Origin of the sequence: Phaeobacter sp. JH20_29, assembly GCF_048056175.1 — a bacterium.
GTDB lineage: Bacteria > Pseudomonadota > Alphaproteobacteria > Rhodobacterales > Rhodobacteraceae > Phaeobacter > Phaeobacter bryozoorum.
Map to the genome: position 1 here is coordinate 91,910 of NZ_JAYMWO010000004.1, position 18,540 is coordinate 110,449.

17 protein-coding genes are annotated in these 18,540 nt (G+C 62.4%); 10 read left to right on the forward strand and 7 right to left on the reverse strand.

Features of this window, described 5'->3' with window-relative positions; translation table 11 throughout:
• The first annotated feature begins 139 nt into the window (after positions 1-139).
• Together VWZ85_RS02210 and VWZ85_RS02215 are read left to right on the forward strand one after the other, a co-directional pair.
• Positions 140-880, forward strand: a complete 741-nt coding sequence (locus tag VWZ85_RS02210) for a YebC/PmpR family DNA-binding transcriptional regulator (RefSeq protein WP_340546053.1) — start codon at positions 140-142, stop codon at positions 878-880.
• Between the two features lie 88 nt (positions 881-968).
• Positions 969-1,439 (forward strand): GNAT family N-acetyltransferase, encoded by a 471-nt coding sequence (locus tag VWZ85_RS02215; RefSeq protein ID WP_416586908.1) that lies wholly within the window; start codon positions 969-971, stop codon positions 1,437-1,439.
• 9 nt (positions 1,440-1,448) lie between these two features.
• Here the strand turns inward: VWZ85_RS02215 and VWZ85_RS02220 are convergent, their stop codons facing one another.
• Together VWZ85_RS02220 and VWZ85_RS02225 are read right to left on the reverse strand one after the other, a co-directional pair.
• Entirely contained in the window at positions 1,449-2,279 is an 831-nt protein-coding gene (locus VWZ85_RS02220) for a hypothetical protein (protein ID WP_416586910.1), read from the reverse strand.
• A 110-nt stretch (positions 2,280-2,389) separates the two neighbouring features.
• Positions 2,390-3,274, reverse strand: a complete 885-nt coding sequence (locus tag VWZ85_RS02225; RefSeq protein WP_416546339.1) for a LysR family transcriptional regulator ArgP — start codon at positions 3,272-3,274, stop codon at positions 2,390-2,392.
• A 138-nt stretch (positions 3,275-3,412) separates the two neighbouring features.
• Between VWZ85_RS02225 and VWZ85_RS02230 the strand changes: the two genes are divergently transcribed.
• From VWZ85_RS02230 to VWZ85_RS02240, 3 genes are all read left to right on the forward strand, one after another.
• Positions 3,413-4,018: a LysE/ArgO family amino acid transporter gene (locus tag VWZ85_RS02230; protein WP_416541376.1), complete on the forward strand. Its 606-nt coding sequence runs from the start codon at positions 3,413-3,415 to the stop codon at positions 4,016-4,018.
• A 127-nt stretch (positions 4,019-4,145) separates the two neighbouring features.
• Positions 4,146-5,123, forward strand: a complete 978-nt coding sequence (locus tag VWZ85_RS02235) for a DMT family transporter (RefSeq protein WP_416546337.1) — start codon at positions 4,146-4,148, stop codon at positions 5,121-5,123.
• 66 nt (positions 5,124-5,189) lie between these two features.
• Entirely contained in the window at positions 5,190-6,260 is a 1,071-nt protein-coding gene (locus VWZ85_RS02240) for a DUF1036 domain-containing protein (RefSeq protein WP_416586914.1), read from the forward strand.
• A gap of 55 nt (positions 6,261-6,315) precedes the next feature.
• Here VWZ85_RS02240 and betI read toward each other — a convergent pair whose 3' ends face one another.
• A complete protein-coding gene (betI, locus tag VWZ85_RS02245; protein ID WP_340546046.1) occupies positions 6,316-6,891 on the reverse strand; it encodes a choline-responsive transcriptional repressor BetI in 576 nt (191 codons plus the stop codon).
• Between the two features lie 159 nt (positions 6,892-7,050).
• On the opposite strand from betI, the gene VWZ85_RS02250 reads away from it, so the two are divergent.
• From VWZ85_RS02250 to VWZ85_RS02270, 5 genes are all read left to right on the forward strand, one after another.
• On the forward strand, positions 7,051-8,259 hold the full coding sequence (locus VWZ85_RS02250) for a BCCT family transporter (RefSeq protein WP_416542073.1): 1,209 nt from the start codon (positions 7,051-7,053) through the stop codon (positions 8,257-8,259).
• A gap of 182 nt (positions 8,260-8,441) precedes the next feature.
• Positions 8,442-9,950 (forward strand): choline-sulfatase, encoded by a 1,509-nt coding sequence (betC, locus tag VWZ85_RS02255; RefSeq protein WP_340546044.1) that lies wholly within the window; start codon positions 8,442-8,444, stop codon positions 9,948-9,950.
• Between the two features lie 66 nt (positions 9,951-10,016).
• Entirely contained in the window at positions 10,017-11,474 is a 1,458-nt protein-coding gene (gene betB / locus VWZ85_RS02260; protein WP_416586917.1) for a betaine-aldehyde dehydrogenase, read from the forward strand.
• Between the two features lie 211 nt (positions 11,475-11,685).
• The gene (betA, locus tag VWZ85_RS02265; protein WP_416539040.1) at positions 11,686-13,341 is read left to right on the forward strand and encodes a choline dehydrogenase; all 1,656 of its coding nucleotides are present in this window, start codon (positions 11,686-11,688) and stop codon (positions 13,339-13,341) included.
• A gap of 151 nt (positions 13,342-13,492) precedes the next feature.
• Complete coding sequence (locus VWZ85_RS02270) at positions 13,493-13,732, forward strand: YdcH family protein (protein ID WP_340546041.1); 240 nt, start codon at positions 13,493-13,495, stop codon at positions 13,730-13,732.
• Between the two features lie 110 nt (positions 13,733-13,842).
• On the opposite strand, the gene VWZ85_RS02275 is transcribed toward VWZ85_RS02270, so the two are convergent.
• From VWZ85_RS02275 to VWZ85_RS02290, 4 genes are all read right to left on the reverse strand, one after another.
• Positions 13,843-14,340: a hypothetical protein gene (locus VWZ85_RS02275; protein ID WP_340546040.1), complete on the reverse strand. Its 498-nt coding sequence runs from the start codon at positions 14,338-14,340 to the stop codon at positions 13,843-13,845.
• 135 nt (positions 14,341-14,475) lie between these two features.
• On the reverse strand, positions 14,476-15,864 hold the full coding sequence (locus VWZ85_RS02280; protein WP_340546039.1) for a helix-turn-helix domain-containing protein: 1,389 nt from the start codon (positions 15,862-15,864) through the stop codon (positions 14,476-14,478).
• A gap of 162 nt (positions 15,865-16,026) precedes the next feature.
• A complete protein-coding gene (locus VWZ85_RS02285) occupies positions 16,027-17,238 on the reverse strand; it encodes a multidrug effflux MFS transporter (protein ID WP_340546038.1) in 1,212 nt (403 codons plus the stop codon).
• Between the two features lie 47 nt (positions 17,239-17,285).
• The gene (locus VWZ85_RS02290; protein WP_416542076.1) at positions 17,286-18,515 is read right to left on the reverse strand and encodes a M10 family metallopeptidase; all 1,230 of its coding nucleotides are present in this window, start codon (positions 18,513-18,515) and stop codon (positions 17,286-17,288) included.
• Between the last annotated feature and the right edge of the window lie 25 nt (positions 18,516-18,540).

Below are 18,540 nucleotides of genomic sequence, written 5' to 3' on the forward strand. Positions count from 1 at the left end.
CCTGCACGCCGGATGCAGTGCGGCTCACGGCTGTCACCGCCCGCATGGTGCGCCGGGCCGGATATGGGGCGCTTGAAAGCCCCCCGGTGTCGGGGCTATATGGGCTCCAGATCCGAAATTGAATTAGCAAGGATGCACCATGGCAGGCCATTCCAAATGGGCGAACATCCAGCACCGCAAGGGCCGTCAGGACGCCGCGCGGTCGAAACTGTTCTCGAAACTCTCCAAGGAAATCACCGTCGCCGCAAAGATGGGCGACCCCGACCCGGACAAGAACCCGCGTCTGCGTCTGGCCGTCAAGGAAGCCAAAAGCCAGTCCGTCCCCAAGGATGTGATTGACCGCGCGATCAAGAAAGCCACCGGCGGCGACGCCGAGAACTACGACGAAATCCGCTATGAGGGCTATGGCCCCAACGGTGTCGCCGTGATCGTCGAAACCATGACCGACAACAAGAACCGCACCGCTTCCAACGTGCGCTCCACCTTCTCCAAGAACGGTGGCAACCTCGGCGAAACCGGTTCCGTGGGGTTCATGTTCGAACGCAAGGGCGAGGTGACATATCCCGCCGCTGTCGGCGATGCCGATACCGTCATGATGGCCGCCATCGAAGCCGGTGCCGAGGATGTCGAAAGCGCCGAGGACGGGCATCTGATCTACTGCGCCGACACCGACCTCAATGAGGTCTCCACCGCGCTTGAGGCTGAACTGGGCGAATCTGAATCGACCAAGCTGGTCTGGAAACCCACCACCACAACCGAGCTGGATCTCGAAGGCATGCAGAAGCTGATGAAGCTGGTGGATGCGCTGGAAGATGACGACGACGTGCAGCGGGTCACCACCAATTTTGAAGCCTCCGACGAGGTGATGGCGCAGCTCTGAGCCAGCGTCCGATGCGATTTTCAAGGCCCGCCAGCCCGGCGGGCCTTTTTCTGTGACCCCCTTGGGAATGCTGTAGAAAGGCCGCCCGATGCAGATCAGAGAGTTCCGCGCCGAAGATGCCGCCGCGGTGGCGCAGATCTTTCATGCCGCCGTGCATGGTGTTGCGCGGCAGGACTACACCGCCGCGCAATGCGCCGCATGGAGCCCGGAAGCCGCCCCCGCCACGGTCTGGCAAAGCCGGGCTCTGGACGGGCGGGTCATCTTCGTTGCGGCTGACGGCCGCGATCAGCCGCAGGGCTTTATCGAGCTGGAGCAGGACGGCCATATTGATTGTTTCTACTGCCACCCGGATGTGGCGGGCACAGGCGTCGGCGTGGCGCTCTATCGTCAGCTGGAGATCCGGGCGCGCGATCTGGGGCTGAAGATCCTCTATGTCGAGGCCAGCGAGGCCGCAAAGCGCTTCTTCACCCGGCAGGGCTTCAGCGATGAGGGGCGGCGCGATTTCGAACGGCGCGGCGTGATGCTGCACAACTACCGAATGACCAAATCGCTGCTATAAACCCGCTCCTTAGGGCCGGGTCAGCACACCTGCGCGCCGCAGCTCGTCCGCATCCGGTGTCCAGAGCTGGCGATGGTCGGTGGCAAACAGCCGCTCGGCAAAATCGGCGCTGACCCCCTGTGCAATCAGAAAATCGCGGTCGCGGGCCTGTTCGCGGTTCAGATCGACCTGCGGCAACCCACCGGGAAAGGCCAGCGCATAAGAATGGAACCCAAGGCTGCCTCCCTTGGCGAGCCTGCGCTCCTCTCCGGCGGCAAAGACCAAGGTGCAGGCCGAGGCGCAGGCACCCTCGGCCACCGTGTCCAATGCGCGCTCCCGGATCAGCCGGGCCACACCTCGCGCCTCATAGATCAGCCCGCCCGGACCGCTCAGCGCCACCTCGCGCAGGGCCGGGGCCTCGGCCATCATCGCCGCCACCCGGCGCGTCAGCCCATGCGGGATTTCCCCGGCAAAGACCAGCCGACGCCCATCCGGGGTGATCGACAGATCATATAGCGCCTCGCGCGCCAGCCGTTCGGTTTCGGCATAATCCGGCTCCTCCGGGGTGGTTGCGATCAGCACTGCGTCCCACCACAGGGTCACCGTGGCAAAACCGGCGAAGAGAATGGCCAGATAGCCGCCCCAGACCGGCGCCAGATGACCGGTGTCGCGAATATGGGCATCGGCGCTGCGCAGGAAACTGCGCGCCTGCCACAGCAGCAACAGCCCATCAATCAGCACCAGCGTATAAAGCAGCCGAAGCGGCAGCACGACAACCGTGTTCAGCAGCGCCCATGTCAGCAGCACCAGCAGCCGTGGCAACACCAGCTGCCACAGGAAACTGCGGCCCAGCGTCAGCATATGCAGCCGCTCCGGCGAGCTGCGGGCGGGATCTGTCTTCAGGCTGGATAACCTGCCGTCCGTTCTGTTGCCTTTGTGGTCCTCTGGCACTGTATTCGTGCCCCCGGTGGTTAGATCGGCGTCAGATGCCGACGGGCTGATTTGAGCACGGCACGGGTCACATCGGCAAGGGCCGGGGCCAGAACCCGGCTCACCTGCCAGGTCAGCGGTACATCCAGCGGGGTGTCTGGGATCAGCGGGCACAGCTGCTCGGCCATCAGATAGGGCGCAGCCAGCTGCTCGGGGTTCATCCCCCAGCCGACGCCCGCCAGCGCCGCATCGACGAATCCCTGGCTCGACGGCAGGAAATGCGCAGGCGGCGCAATCCCCGGTCCCACATGCGCGCCAAGCCAGCGCGCCTGAAGCTGATCCTTGGCGTTGAAGATCAGACAGGGCGCGCGGCACGCTGTCTCCGGGGTCACGCCGCTGGCAAACCAGCGGTCGCGGAACGCAGGCGAGGTGGTCGCGATATAGCGCAGCGCCCCCAGCGGATGGGCATCGCAGCCGGTCACCGGCTTGGCGCGGGCCGTCACCGCTGCCGAAACCTCGCCCCGGCGCAGCCAGTCGGCGCTGTGGTCCTGATCGTCGATCACCAGATCAAACAGCAGCCCCTCGCAGGCCGCCATCACCGGAACGAACCAGGTCGCCAGACTGTCGGCATTGATCGCCACCCGCAGCCGCGAGGCACCGGGCGCGCGCTCCAGCCGCAGATCGTCGGACACTGCCGCCTCCAGCAGGGCGACATCCTCGGCATGTTTGGCGATCCGCAGACCGGCCTCGGTGCCCAGACAGGGGCTGCCGCGCTGCACGAGGCTGCTGCCAATGCGATCCTCCAGCGCCCGGATCCGCTGCGAGATCGCCGACGGCGTCACCCGCAAGGCCTGCGCGGCCGCCTCAAACGAGCCGAGCCGCAAGACAGCCGATAGCGCGGCGAGGTGATTGGGATCGAATTGCATTAGCAGATCTTAATTTGGGTAAGTCAGATTAATTTGCTTACACCCGCTCAGCGCCTTAGTCAAAGCACAGACCACGACCACCACCAGGTCAGCGGTTGGACCAGGCCGCCTGCACCAAGATAACAAAGGACAGATCCCATGCCTTCCAGCCTGATTGCCGGTTTCTTTCTCGGCCTGAGCCTGATCATGGCGATTGGCGCGCAGAATGCCTTTGTGCTGCGGCAGGGGCTCAGACGCCAGCATGTGTTCTGGATCTGCCTCACTTGCGCCAGCTCCGATGCGCTGCTGATTACCGCAGGTGTGCTGGGCTTCGGCTCTCTGGCGCTGGCACTGCCGTGGTTCGAGCTGGCGATGCGGCTTGGCGGCGCGGCCTTTCTGCTGTGGTATGGCGCGCGCAGCCTCAGGTCGGCATGGCGCGGCGGTGCGCATCTGGACAGCGCAGACGGGCAGGGCGCGCCGGTGACACTCTGGCCGATGCTGGCCACGGTGCTGGCGCTGACCTGGCTCAACCCGCATGTGTATCTCGATACCGTGGTGCTGCTTGGCTCGATCTCGGCGCAATATCCGCAGCCGCTGGTCTTTGGCCTTGGTGCGGCGCTGTCGAGCTTTGCCTTCTTCTTTACGCTTGGCTACGGGGCCAGCCTGCTGGCACCGGTCTTTGCCCGACCCCGAGCCTGGCAGCTGCTGGACGTGCTGGTGGGGCTGACCATGTGGGCCATCGCCATCAAGCTGCTGATGATGTGACAGTGCGGGGTGTCATACAGGTTCTGATGCGCCTCTGTGCGCGTCACGCACAAACCCGGTCGTGCCGCCCGGGACAAGAACATATTTCATATGTGAAGGGTTGTTCTGCGACCGCCCCGGTGCTCTCATGCGCGCCATGACCACTCCATCCGACGACCACCCCACATCCGACAGCGCCGCCGCCGCCGCCGCCGTAAGGCCGCCGGCGCCCCCCGTCGGCAACCCGGTAAAAGGGGTGTTCTGGATGCTGGTGACGGGGCTGTGTTTTGTCGCGGTGACCGCCCTTGTCAAATACCTCGGCAATCGCATCCCGCCTGCGGAATCGGCCTTTCTGCGCTACCTGATGGGGCTGGTGTTTCTGGTGCCGATGGTCGCGACGCTGCGCCGGTCGCGGCTCACCGCCCGGCTCTGGGGGCTGTTTGCCATGCGCGGCTTTGTGCATACGCTGGGGGTGATCCTGTGGTTCTTTGCCATGACGCAGATCCCATTGGCCGAGGTCACGGCGATGAATTACCTGTCGCCGATCTATGTCTCCATCGGTGCCGCCCTCTTTCTGGGCGAACGGATGGCCCTGCGCCGTGTGGGCGCCATTCTTGTAGCTCTGCTGGGCGCGCTGATCATCCTGCGCCCCGGATTTCGCGAGGTAGAGGCAGGCCATCTTGCCATGCTCTTTACCGCGCTGGCCTTTGGCGCGTCCTACCTTCTGGCCAAAACAACGGTTGATGGCACCAACCCGGTGGTTGTCGTGGCGATGCTGTCGATCTGGGTCACGGTGTTTCTGGCTCCCTTTGCCGCCGCGGTCTGGGTGACCCCGAACATCTGGGAGCTGGCTGTCCTCTTTGCGGTCGCCTGTTTTGCGACAGCGGGGCATTTCACCATGACGCTTGCCTTTGCGTCAGCGCCGGTGACGGTGACCCAGCCGGTAACCTTTCTACAATTGCTTTGGGCGACACTTCTCGGCGCCCTCGTCTTCGAAGAGGCGGTGGATATCTGGGTTGTCGCCGGTGGCTGCCTGATCCTGGCGGCTGTCAGCTTCATCACCTGGCGGGAGGCGGTGCTGAAACGCCGGGCGCTGACACCTGCCAGCCTCGCCACAAAGGTCTGATTTCGCAAAACCGTCACAGAGCACTGATAGGGACACCGGAATAATTCGAGAATAGAGGTGAACGACATGCGCGTCCGATGGATCTTGGCTCTTCTGATTGCACCGGCGGCGCTGGTGAAATCGGCTTGGGCCGACACCGGTCATGTCGGGCTGGAGATCTGCAATGACACCGCAGTGCCGCAGTCGCTCAGCCTGGCGTTCCGCGATGACGGGCGCTGGATCTCCCGTGGCTGGTGGCAGCTGCCACCCGCCACCTGCGAGCGGGTGATCGACGCCCCGCTGCGCAACCGCTTCTACTACTTCCGAAGCGAGGCACAGGACTGGCAGTTTCAGGATGAGCGGATTTCCTTCTGCACCGCGCCGGATGAGTTCACCATCTATGGCGACCATGATTGCGCCATACGTGGCTATGACAGCGCATTTTTTGCCAAGATCGACACCCAGGCGCCCGCCACCACCACCGATGCCCCCGGCGCCAAAATCGCCTATGTGGCGCAGCTCAGCGAACATTCCCGCCCGCGTCACGCCCCGCCTGAAAGCGCGGCGTCAGGTGCCACCGCGCCGCCGGGCAGCGGGTTTGATCGGGATGTCACCTTTCAGGGCTGCGAGGTCCGGCAGAGCGACGGGCGGGTGATCTGCAAGCTGGTGATGGAGGAGGGGCAGATCTGCGTCATCAATGACGGCGCGACAGAGCCTGCCATCATCGAGCGTCTGCTGACGCTGGATGCAGGCGCTCCGGTGCGGGTGGCCGGCAATCGTCTGGCGATCGGGGATCGCGTCATCCAGGCCAGCATCAGCGCGCTGACAGAGCGGGACGAGACCCGATATGACACCCTGCTTACTCAGCTGGCGGGCAGGTGGGTCTCTCAGTCGGATGCCTACGATCTTTTTGTAGTCGAAGGGGCGGCGCGGCGCAATTTCTACGGCTCGGTCGAAACCATGACCGAATTGCTCTCGGTGCAGACCGCCTGCGCTGATGCTGAGGGTGCGGGCCCGTTCCTCGTCGCCCAGGCCGAGGACGGCGGGCCGACCCATTGTTACCGCATCCTCTCCCTGACGGAGACCGATCTGGTGCTGGGCTACATGCCGCGTGACAGCCGATTGCACTATCGCCGTCAGGACCTGCCGCTGAACTGAACAGCCATCCGGTCGACGGGCCAGATCGTCGGGCAACGGCCCGGCTCACTGGCTGTCAGCCGATCGCCAGATCCACAACCCGATGTGCCGCCCGGCGCGCCTGTTCGGGATCCAGCGGCGTTTCGGACTGGGCCGCCTGAAGCCAGACACCATCCATATAACATTGCAGCGCCTGACGGGCGGTTTCGACCCGGTCCTGCGGCAACAGGCATTTCAGCTCGGCCCGGAAATGGCTGCGCACGCGGCTGCGGTTGATTCTGTGCAGCCGCGACAGACGACTCGAATAAGGCGCGCTGGCCCAGAACTGCATCCACAGGCTACAGGGCGCGACACGGAACAAATCATCGTCAAAATTGGCGTCCATCACCGCATAAAGCCGCTCTTTTGGCGTCTGCGCCGTGGCATATCCACGAATCATCGCCAGGCGCAGCTTGTTCAGCAGATGGCGCATCGTGGCCTCCATCAGCCCTTCCTTGGAGCCGAAATAATAGTTGATCGAGGCTGCCGAGGCCCCCGCTTCCTTCGCGATTTCCGCCATGGTAACAACACCATAGCCGCGGCGGTGGACCGCAACGATGGTTGCTTCGATCAGCTCTTCGTTCCGGATGTCGCGAATTCTTTTTCTAGCCATATAGAAGTCTTGCGCCAGCTCGGTCTGCGTTTCAACTCCTGTTATGACTATTCCGGATCTTGAATGGTCATTTAAAAACTATTTGGGGACCTCCCGTTTTCTGCTATGTCTGTCGCACACGTCAAAAGGGCGACCAACGCCCATCCAAGGGAGGGACGTATGACAACAATCATCTCAGCCGGGATCTTGCTGGCCTTTGCGCTGGTGATTTTCTGCGTGATCAAATGGTGGAACATGCGCATCGTCGGGGTCACCCCGGTGCCGCTGTTCACCTTCATCGCTATTCTTTTCACCTCGGGTCTGGATGTGGGGCTGATCATGTTCCCACTCGCCTTCGACTTCCCGCTTTACGCGGATACGGCGACAGAGCCCGCCTATGCCTTCACCAATCCGCTGGCGCTCGAATTTGGCTTCTGGGGCTTCCTGATCTGGGCGTTCTACTTCCTGACCGCCTTCTATTTCTGCGCCATCGAGCCGCGGGTGAAGTTCTTTGAAATCGGCATCGTGAAGCTGCTGAACAATCTGGTGATCATCACCACCTGCGCCTTCACCGGCGCGCTGTTCCTGATCTACATGCCATATTACATCGCCGAAGTCGGCGACGGCGAGACGGTCATCCCGGCCTTCTATGTGATCTGCTTCCTGGTGATCCTGGCGGCGGCCTATTCCTCGACCGATATCAAATACGTCCGTATCCTGTCGGTGGCCTCCACCTTCCTGTTCTTCGCGCTGATCCTCGGCATGTGGGCCTATGCAGGTATGGGGCTGGGTGAGTTTGTCAGCACGGCCGGCAATATCGGCGGCTACTTCGGCAATATCCACAAATTCATCCTGCCGCTGACCGAATACCATGAATTCTACCTGTTCTGGTGGTTTGCATGGTCGATCATGATCGGCCAGTTCACCTCGCGCTTTGTCGGTGGCCTGACCACATGGCAGCTGCTGGCGTCACTGCTGGTGTTCCCGTCGATCCCGCTCGCGGTCTGGTTCTCGGTGCTGTATTTCTACCACCTCAACACCATTCCCACCGCTGGTCTGATCAACTGGTCCATGACGGTTGTTGGCATCCTCTTCGTGATCAACTCGTTTGACTCGCTGATCCGCCTTTACACCGACAACATGAACCTCAGCGCCGAACGTCTGGGCAAGCTGCCTTACGTGCTTGGCAACGCCGTGGCGCTCTTTGCCCTGACCCTGGCCTTCCAGAGCCAGTGGCTGCAGATCCAGTGGGTCGGCACCGTGGTGATCGGCATCTACATCGCCTGCCTGATCTACATCTTCGTGAAGAAGCGCAGCGAAGTTGCGGCCATCACTGCCTCGCCTGAGGAAAACACCCTCGATTTCGATCGTATCAAGACAGCCCACTAAAAACCGGGCGCCCCGGCCCGCCAGATGGCAGGGCCGGGGCCTTTCGCGGCATCGCCGCACCGAGACATCCGACAGGTTTGGTCTTTTGCGCCATGGGCCTCGCGCCTTGGCTCTCTCCAATCTGTCGCCCCAGATCACCCGGCCACAGGCCGCATCGCAGACCAAAAGGAGCGCTTCGACATATGACTGCCCCGAACATCCTGATCGTGATGGTTGACCAGTTGAACGGCACGCTGTTCCCCGATGGTCCCGCCGAGTTCCTGCATGCGCCGAACCTGAAAAAACTGGCCGCCCGCTCCACCCGTTTTGCCAATGCCTATACCGCCTCGCCCCTCTGCGCGCCGGGACGGGCGTCTTTCATGTCCGGCCAGCTGCCCTCGCGCACCGGCGTCTATGACAACGCCGCCGAATTTCGCAGCGACATCCCCACCTACGCCCATCATCTGCGCCGTGCGGGCTATTACACCTGCCTTTCCGGCAAGATGCACTTTGTCGGCCCCGACCAGCTGCACGGGTTCGAGGACCGGCTGACCACCGACATCTATCCGGCCGATTTCGGCTGGACGCCGGATTACCGCAAACCGGGAGAGCGGATCGACTGGTGGTATCACAATATGGGATCGGTCACCGGCGCAGGCATCGCCGAGATTTCCAACCAGATGGAATATGACGATGAGGTCGCCCATCACGCCAAGGCCAAGCTCTACGATCTGGCCCGTGGCAAGGACGATCGCCCCTGGGCGCTGACCGTCAGCTTTACCCATCCTCATGACCCCTATGTGGCGCGCCGCAAGTACTGGGACCTTTACGAGGACTGCGAGCACCTGCTGCCCGAAATCCCGGCAATGGCCTACGCCGACCACGACAACCACGCCAAACGGATTTTCGACGCCAACGACTGGCGCAGCTTTGATATCTCGCAAGAGGACATCAAACGTTCCCGCCGTGCTTATTTCGCCAATATCTCCTATCTTGATGACAAGATCGGCGAGATCCTTGAGGTGCTGGAAACCACTCGGCAAGAGGCGATCATCCTCTTTGTCTCCGATCATGGCGACATGCTGGGCGAGCGTGGATTGTGGTTCAAGATGACCTTCTACGAAGGCTCCGCGCGGGTGCCGCTGATGATCTCCGCGCCGGACCTGCCCGCGGGCCGGATCGACACCCCGGTCTCCACTCTCGATGTGACGCCAACGCTGGGCGCGCTGGCCGGTGTGGATATGGCAGAGATCGAACCCTGGACGGATGGGCAGAACCTGCTGCCTTTGGCCCTTGGGGAGGAGCGCAGCGCACCCGTCGCCCTGGAATACGCAGCCGAGGCCTCTTATGCGCCGCTGGTCTGCCTGCGCTATGGCAAATGGAAATACACCCGCTGCGCGCTCGATCCCGACCAGCTGTTTGATCTGGAGGCCGACCCGCACGAGCTGACCAATCTGGCAGCGGACCCGGCCCATGCCGGCACGCTGAACTCCCTGCGCGCCAAATCCGAGGCCCGCTGGAACCTTGAGACCTTCGACGCAGAGGTGCGCGCCAGTCAGGCCCGCCGCTGGGTCGTCTACGAAGCCCTGCGCCAGGGCGGCTATTTCCCCTGGGACTACCAGCCGCTGCAAAAAGCATCCGAACGCTACATGCGCAACCATATGGATCTGAACGACGTTGAGGACGGCAACCGCTTTCCTCGCGGCGAATAGACCACTCACACACACTCCTACGCCAGTTCTTCTGGCCCTAAATATCCCCGCCGGAGGCAGAAAATCATGACACACCCCGCACAGCCCAAAGCCAGCCATTTCATCAATGGCGCATATGTCGAAGACACCAGCGGCACCCCGATCCCGGTGATCTATGCCGCCACCGGCGAGCAGATCGCCACGGTCTACGCGGCCACGCCCGCAATCGTCGAACAGGCGCTCTCCACTGCAAAGGCCGCCCAGAAAGAATGGGCCAAGATGACCGGCACCGAACGCGGCCGCATCCTGCGCCGCGCCGCCGACATCATGCGCGAACGCAACCACGAGCTCAGCGTGCTGGAAACCTACGACACCGGCAAGCCGCTACAGGAGACGCTGGTGGCCGACGCCACCTCCGGCGCCGACGCGCTGGAGTATTTCGGCGGCCTCGCAGGCTCCCTCACCGGCGAGCACATCCCGATGGGCGAAGACTGGGTCTATACCATGCGCGAGGCATTGGGCCTCTGTGTCGGCATCGGCGCGTGGAACTACCCGACCCAGATCGCCTGCTGGAAAGGCGCGCCTGCGCTGGCCTGCGGCAATTCGATGGTGTTCAAACCCTCCGAGACCACGCCGCTCTGCGCCCTCAAGGTGGCCGAGATCCTGCATGAGGCGGGCGCTCCTGCCGGTATCTACAATGTCATTCAGGGCATGGGCGAGGTCGGGGCGGCGCTGGTCACCGACCCGCGCGTTGATAAGGTCTCGCTGACCGGCTCGGTGCCGACCGGCAAGAAAGTCTATGCGGCGGCGGCTGAGGGCATGAAGCATGTCACCATGGAGTTGGGCGGCAAGTCGCCGCTGATCATCTTTGACGACGCCGATGTGGAAAACGCCGTCGGCGGCGCCATCAATGGCAACTTCTATTCCTCCGGTCAGGTCTGCTCCAACGGCACCCGCGTGTTCGTGCAGAAGGGCATCAAGGAGAAATTCCTCGCCCGTCTCGCTGAACGCACCGGCAACGCAATCCTCGGCGACCCGATGGATGAGGCCACCAGCTTTGGCCCGATGGTCACCGAAAACCAGATGAACATCGTACTTGGCTACATCGAAAAGGGCAAAGAAGAGGGCGCCCGCCTGATCTGCGGCGGCAAGCGCGCAGACATGGATGGTTTCTTTGTCGAACCGACCGTCTTTGCCGATGTGACCGACGATATGACCATCGCCCGCGAGGAGATCTTTGGCCCGGTGATGTCGGTCCTCGACTTCGACACCGAGGAAGAGGTGATCGCGCGGGCCAACGACACCGAATTCGGCCTGTCGGCGGGCGTCTTCACCAATGACTTCAGCCGCGCCCACCGGGTGATCGGCCAGCTGGAGGCGGGCAGCTGCTTTATCAACTCCTACAACGACGCGCCGGTCGAGGCGCCGTTTGGCGGGGTGAAAGCCTCCGGCGTGGGGCGAGAGAACTCGAAAGAGGCGATCAAGCACTTCAGCCAGGTGAAATCGGTCTACGTCCGCATGGGCGACGTCGAAGCGGCGTTCTGATTGCCCTTTTGGGCAACGCCCACCCACCCGCCCCGTTGCCCAAAAGGGCAAGAGGGAAGGGGATGCTGAGAGGCCCGCTGAGGGCGCTTCGCGTCCTCGGCGGACCACAACAATGATGAGGCAGATTCGGGGGGCCTCAAGGACAGGCCGCGCCATGGCGCGGTGCCACAGGCATCCTTGACCCAACCCGGATCCGCAATGGAGAGACGCAATGAACGCGGATTATGTGATTGTCGGTGCCGGCTCTGCCGGCTGTGCCATGGCTTACCGCCTGTCCGAGGCAGGAAAATCGGTTCTGGTGATCGAACATGGCGGCAGTGATGCCGGACCGTTCATCCAGATGCCGGGGGCGCTGAGCTACCCGATGAATATGTCGATGTACGACTGGGGCTACAAATCGCAGCCGGAACCGCATCTGGGCGGTCGCGAACTGGTCTGCCCGCGCGGCAAGGTGATCGGCGGTTCCTCCTCGATCAACGGCATGGTCTATGTGCGCGGCCACGCAGGCGATTACAACCACTGGGCCGAGACCGGGGCGACAGGCTGGTCCTATGCCGACGTGCTGCCCTATTTTAAACGTATGGAAACCTGGGACGATCGCGGCCATGGCGGCGATGCGGACTGGCGCGGCACCGACGGCCCGCTGCATGTGACCCGCGGCCCCCGCGACAACCCGCTGCACGCGGCTTTTGTAAAGGCGGGCGAACAGGCCGGCTATCCGGTGACCGAGGATTACAACGGCGAGCAGCAGGAAGGCTTCGGCCCGATGGAAATGACCGTCTACAAGGGTCAGCGCTGGTCCGCCGCCAATGCCTATCTGAAGCCCGCGCTGAAGCGTGACAATTGCGATCTGATCCGCGCCTTTGCCCGCAAGGTGGTCATTGAAGAAGGGCGCGCCGTCGGCGTCGAGGTCGAGCGGGGCGGCAAGATCGAGGTGATCCGCGCCAACGCCGAGGTCATTCTTGCGGCCTCCTCGCTGAACTCGCCCAAACTGCTGATGCTCTCGGGCATCGGTCCGGCCAAACATCTGGCCGAGCATGGCATCGACGTTGTCGTCGACCGTCCCGGCGTGGGCCAGAACCTGCAGGACCATCTGGAATTCTATTTCCAGTTCGCCTCCAAACAGCCGATTACCCTGTTCAAATACTGGAACCTGCTTGGCAAGGCGATGGTGGGGGCGCAGTGGCTGTTCACCAAAACAGGTCTGGGCGCTTCCAACCAGTTCGAAAGCGCCGCCTTCATCCGCTCCGACAAGGGCGTCGATTACCCGGATATCCAGTACCACTTCCTGCCCATCGCGGTGCGCTATGATGGTCAGGCCGCAGCCGAGGGCCACGGTTTTCAGGCCCATGTCGGCCCGATGCGCTCGGACTCGCGCGGTGAGGTCACGCTGGCTTCCAGCAATCCCAAGGATGCGCCAAAAATCCTGTTCAACTACATGTCGACCGAGAAGGACTGGGAGGATTTCCGCAAATGTATCCGCCTGACCCGCGAGGTATTTGCACAGGATGCGATGAAGCCGTTCGTGAAATATGAGATCCAGCCCGGCGATGGGCTGCAATCGGATGACGAGCTGAACGGCTTTATCCGCGAACATGTCGAAAGCGCCTATCACCCCTGCGGCACCTGTAAGATGGGCGCGGTGGAGGATCCGATGGCGGTGGTTGATCCCGAATGCCGCGTCATCGGCGTCGACGGCCTGCGCGTCGCCGACAGTTCGATCTTCCCACGCATCACCAATGGCAATCTCAACGGCCCCTCGATCATGACCGGCGAGAAAGCCTCCGACCACATCCTCGGCCGCCGCCTGCCGTCGTCAAACGCGCAGGCCTGGTTCAACCCGAATTGGCAAACCTCCCAGCGCTGAACAGCCGGGGGATAGCCCTGAAACGCCCGCTGCACCCCGTTGCGCGGGCGTTTTTTAGTCGGACGAAGCTGCCGGTTTGATCCGCGTCAAAGTGGGCAGGGGCAGGGCTGGCTAAGGTCCGTCTGACGCTGAAAAATCAAGGAGCGAGCAGATGTCCAATACCCCCCACGAACTGGCCGAAGAATTTCCCGACAAGCAGTCGCAGATCCATGCGCTGAAGCAATCGGACGCCCATTTTGCCAAGCTTGCGGACAGCTATCACGCGGTGAACCGCGCGGTGCATCGCGCCGAAACCAATGTCGAGCCGATGTCCGAAACTGCCGAAGCCGACCTGCGCAAACAGCGCGCCGCCCTCAAGGATGAGATCTGGGGCATGTTGTCAAAGGCGTAAGAAACCCAGCCAACAACAGCAAAGAGGGGCGCCGCCGGTGCCCCTCTTTTCCTGTCACCCGCGCGATTATTCCTGCGATATCATGCCGAAGATCGGGGCCGAGATATCGCTCAGCCCATTTCTTCCTGACATTCGATTGCCGCTTCAAGCGCCTTGTAACTCCCGGTGAGGTCAATCGACATGACTTCGCCCTCGGTCGTGTAGAGCGTCATCGTCTGTTTGATCGCGAGGTCGAACAGGAAATCGGGGTTGTCAAAGGCGATATCCGCCCCGGGCACGTCCTCAAGATAGATGCCCGTCGCATCGGCATCATAATCCTGACCGTCAAGCGAGAAGAGAACCGGATAGGAGGCCCCTTCCTCGATGTCGCCCCAGCCCATGTTGAAGGCAGTGACATAGCCCGTGCCTTCGGTGCGGTCAAAACCGATGCGGACAACGGATCCATCGGTGAATTCCGACTGGATCAGGCAGCCGTCGCCCAGTGAGGGATCAATCAGAACATCCCAGTAATCAGAGGCCCCCCATTGCTCCAGTGTCTGGGCACCGACCGCGTTGGTATGGACCGCACCGATCAACAAGAAACTGGCGGCAATAGCTGGGATTTTCATGTGGTTACTCTCTTTTCCGGGGGACACTCGTATCTGGCTGCCGAGCTTGGAGGCTTGCCCCTGTTTCTGCAAGAAACTTTTCTGCCGGGGCGCTCAGGTCCTGCTGGGCACCGCGGCTGGGTTTTCCGCATCCTTTCAGCTCACCTCATAAGGCAGCACGCCGCGCTGGTCGGTGTTGATGCTCAGCCGCCGTTCCAGCGGTGGCACCGATCGCTGATGGCAATCGCGCCGTTCGCAGATCCGGCAGGAGATGCCAATCGGCTCATAGGCGCTGTCCTGACTCACATCCAGCGTATCGGCATAGACCAGAGCGTCGGCATGGCGCACCTCGCAGCCCAGGGCAATCGCGTAGCGCCGGACGGGAGAGCCAAAGGAACCGCCCGGTTTCGACACATCCCGCGCCAATGAGATATAGCGCACCCCGTCCGGCGTCTCCGCCAGCTGCCGCAGGAACCGGCCCGGCGTCTCAAAGGCGCGGTGCACATTCCACAGCGGGCAGGCGCCGCCAAACCGTGCAAATTGCAGCCGCGTGGCCGAGTGCCGCTTGGTGATGGTGCCCGCCTGATCAACCCGGACAAAGAAGAACGGCACCCCCTTGGCGCCGGGGCGCTGCAATGTGGACAGGCGATGCGCCACTTGTTCGATCGAGGCACCAAAGCGGGTGGCGAGCAGCTCCAGATCGTGGCGGCAGTCCACGGCGGCATCCAGAAACTGCCGGTAGGGCATCATCGCGGCCCCGGCGAAATAGTTGGCGAGGCCGATCTTGGCGATGGAGCGGGCCGCCTCGCTGTGAAACTTGGCAAAGTCCAGCGTGGCCTCCAGCAGGTCGTTCTGATGCAGCAGCGCCACCTGCAACAGCAGCTGGAACAGCTGCGTCTGCGGTGAGGCACGGTTGGACAACCGCAGCACCTTGCCTGCCGGATCAAACTTTCGCAGCCCGTCGATATCGCCGAAAACCACGCTGATCCCGGCCTGATCCAATGCGGCGATGGCGGCGCTGCGGGCGTCTAGCCTGCCGCTGAAATTCTCTGCCGCGCGATCCACCGCATCAATGTAGTTGTCACAATAATGGAAGAAATCGCGCACCTCTTCCCAGGGCGAAGCCTGAATGCGCGCATCCTCGCGCCCCAGCGCCTCATCCAGCGAGGCCAGCCGCTCATGGGTCTGACGGTAGGCGCGATGCAGCGTCAGCAGCGCGCGCGCCAGCGCCGGCGCGTTGGAAGCCGTCAGCCGCAGATCCGCCATTGGTACTGCCGCATCGGCAAAAACCGGGTCGGCCATCACCTCACGCATGTCGCTGACCAGTCGTTCGCTGTCACCGGTGGACAGCTCGGTGACATCCAGCCCGAATTCCTGCGCCAGCGCCAGAACCACGGTCGTGGAAACCGGGCGGTTGTTGTTTTCCATCTGGTTGAGATAGGGCAGGGAGACCCCCAGTTTGGCGGCGAACTCCTTTTGCGTCAGCGACAGGCGCAGCCGCATTTCCCGCAGCTTGGCTCCGGCATAGAGTTTCTGTTGCGCCATGGGTATCCCCTTTGCAAATCTTGGATGTTGCAACTGTAGAATTGCAAATCATGCGGTGCAAGAGCGGCACGCCCATCGGACGCGCTGGCGGGGAAAGTGCAAGGTGATGATGGGAGGGCGTTATGCGAGCACCCGAACCGGGCAGGGCGGCGCTAATGCCGCTCAGATCCCGAGGTTTTTCTCGCGGCGGATCACCACCTGGATCGACACAAAGCCCAGAACGGCGGTGGCCAGCATGATGGTCAGCAGCGGCACCGGCGTCGATCCCGGCACCAACAGGTAGCCCGCATAGGCGCTAAGCCCGGCGCCAACGCCAATCATGATCGCACCGGCAAGCCCTGAGGCAGTGCCCGCAAGATGGGGCCGCACCGAAATCGCACCGGCGGTGGCATTGGGGATCGCCATGCCGTTGCCCAGCCCGACAAAGGTCATGAAGCCAAAGAAGGAATAGACGCTGTCGGCACCCGCCAGCGCCAGTGTGAGCGACAGCGCCACGCCGATGCCGTTGATCAGACAGCCCCAGAGCACCATCCGATTGAGCCCGATCCGGGTCGAATAGCGCCCGGACAGGAAATTGCCGATGAAATACCCCACGGCCGGCGAGGCAAAATAGACCCCAAGCTCGGCAGCAGACAGACCATAGACCTGTGTGCCGACAAAAGGCGCGCCGCCCAGATAGGCAAAAAACGCGCCCGACGACAGGCCCGAGGCCAGCGAATAGCCCCAGAACCGAGGCGACCGCAGCAGCTCGGGATATTCGCGGAACTGCGCCATCAGGGTCTTGCCGCTCTTGCGGGCGGTTTCGCCAAGGTCGAGATAGGCAATCGCGAATGTTGCCGCCCCCAGCACCATCAGAAGCCAGAAATTGGCTTTCCAGCCGAGGGTCTCTTCCAGCGCGCCACCGATCACCGGGCCGATCATCGGCACCACCGCCATGCCCATGGTGACATAGCCGATCATGCTGGCGGCGGCATCATTGTCGTAGATGTCGCGCACGGCGGCACGGCTCAGTACCATCGCAGAGGCGACAATCGCCTGACACATCCGAAACAGCAGAAAGATCTCCGCCGTCGGCGCATAAAGACAGCCCAGCGTCGCCAGCAAGAACAGCGCCACGCCCCACAGGATGACCGGGCGGCGCCCCAGCTTGTCGGAAATCGGCCCGACAAAAATCTGCACCGCCGCGCTGACGGCAAGGTACAGCGCGACCGACAGCTGCATCAGGCTGTAATCGGCATCAAAATATCGGGCCATCCCGGGCAGGGAGGGCAGAAAGATATTCATCGCCAGCGCCGACAGCCCAGAGAGCAGGATCAGCGTGCCGATATTGGGGTTGGACCGACGGTCCAGAAATCGCCGCGGAATGGTTCGCATGTGAACGAATTAGGTCACACCGCGGCGATTGTCCATAATGCGCAGCCTCAGACCAGCAGATCGTCGCTGATCTGATCCAGGGTCATATTGCGCAGCGTGACGCTGTTGTTGCCATCAAGGTCGAAGTATAGATCGTCGCCCACCTCGCTGGCGCGGGCGAGCACCTCGGCTCTGCTGCCGTGGCCGACGATGCGCAGCGTGTCGATATCGTCCTGAAAGTCGCGGATGGTATCATTGCCGCCATTGCGGGCAAAGATGAAGATATCGGCGCCGCTGTTGCCCACCAGACGATCATTGCCGCCAGCGCCGTTCAGGCGGTCATTGCCGCCGCCACCGATGAGCAGGTCAATCCCGCTGTTGCCGTTCAAGGCATCATTGCCGCCATCGCCGCGCAGGGTGTCCCGTCCGCCGCCGCCGACCAGCCGGTTGTTGGCGTCATTACCGATGATCAAATCCCGGCCTCGCCCGCCGATGGCGTTCTCGATGGTGACGCCATGGGCTATTGTCACATCGCTTTCGGTGTCAAAGCTTGAGAAATGCATCTCGCGCAGATCCAGTGTCACCGCCGTGCTGCGGTCGCTGGCGTTGAAGGTGTCGCGGCCACTGGTGTCCCAGATCACATCCACGGTGTCGGTGCGCGATCCGCGATAGGTAGAGTTGCCGGTGTTGTAATCGACGGCACCCCAGATGTCCTGCAGCGCCAGCACGTCAAACAGCATCATCGCATCGCTGTCCTGACCGTTCAGCGGGTTCTCGCGGTAGGACATCACCGAATAGAGGTTGCTGTCATAGCCTTCGGGCAGGCTTGAATCATGGGTGTGCTGAAGACCAAGAGCATGTCCCAGTTCATGCAGGATGAGGCTTTCACGGTTGTCCTGTGACATATCCAGGGTGTTGTCAAAAACCGCATAGCCGTCCCAGCTGCTGATATCACTGCCGCGAAAGCTCATGCTGTAGCCGCCGATCCCGACCGTGCTGCCGGGGATGGTGACGGAGCCGAGGTTCAGGTCGGGATCAGCCGCGCCCCGCACCTCGACAAAATCGACGTTCAGGAAGGTTTCGATATGATCGAACGCCTCGGCAAAGGCAGCCCGTTCCGCGGCGCTGAAACTCTGCCAGCCGGAATATGTGCTGCCGGTCGGCAGATCGCCGGGCGCGGAGCTGCCCGCGAATTGATAGGTGATGGTCAGCCGGGGGGCGTTATCCGTGTTGATCGGATTGCGGGTGTAGAACCCGTCGAACTGCATGGCCTGTATGATCTGGGAAGGGTGTAACATGGGGGGTGTTCCGTCTCCGTTGCTC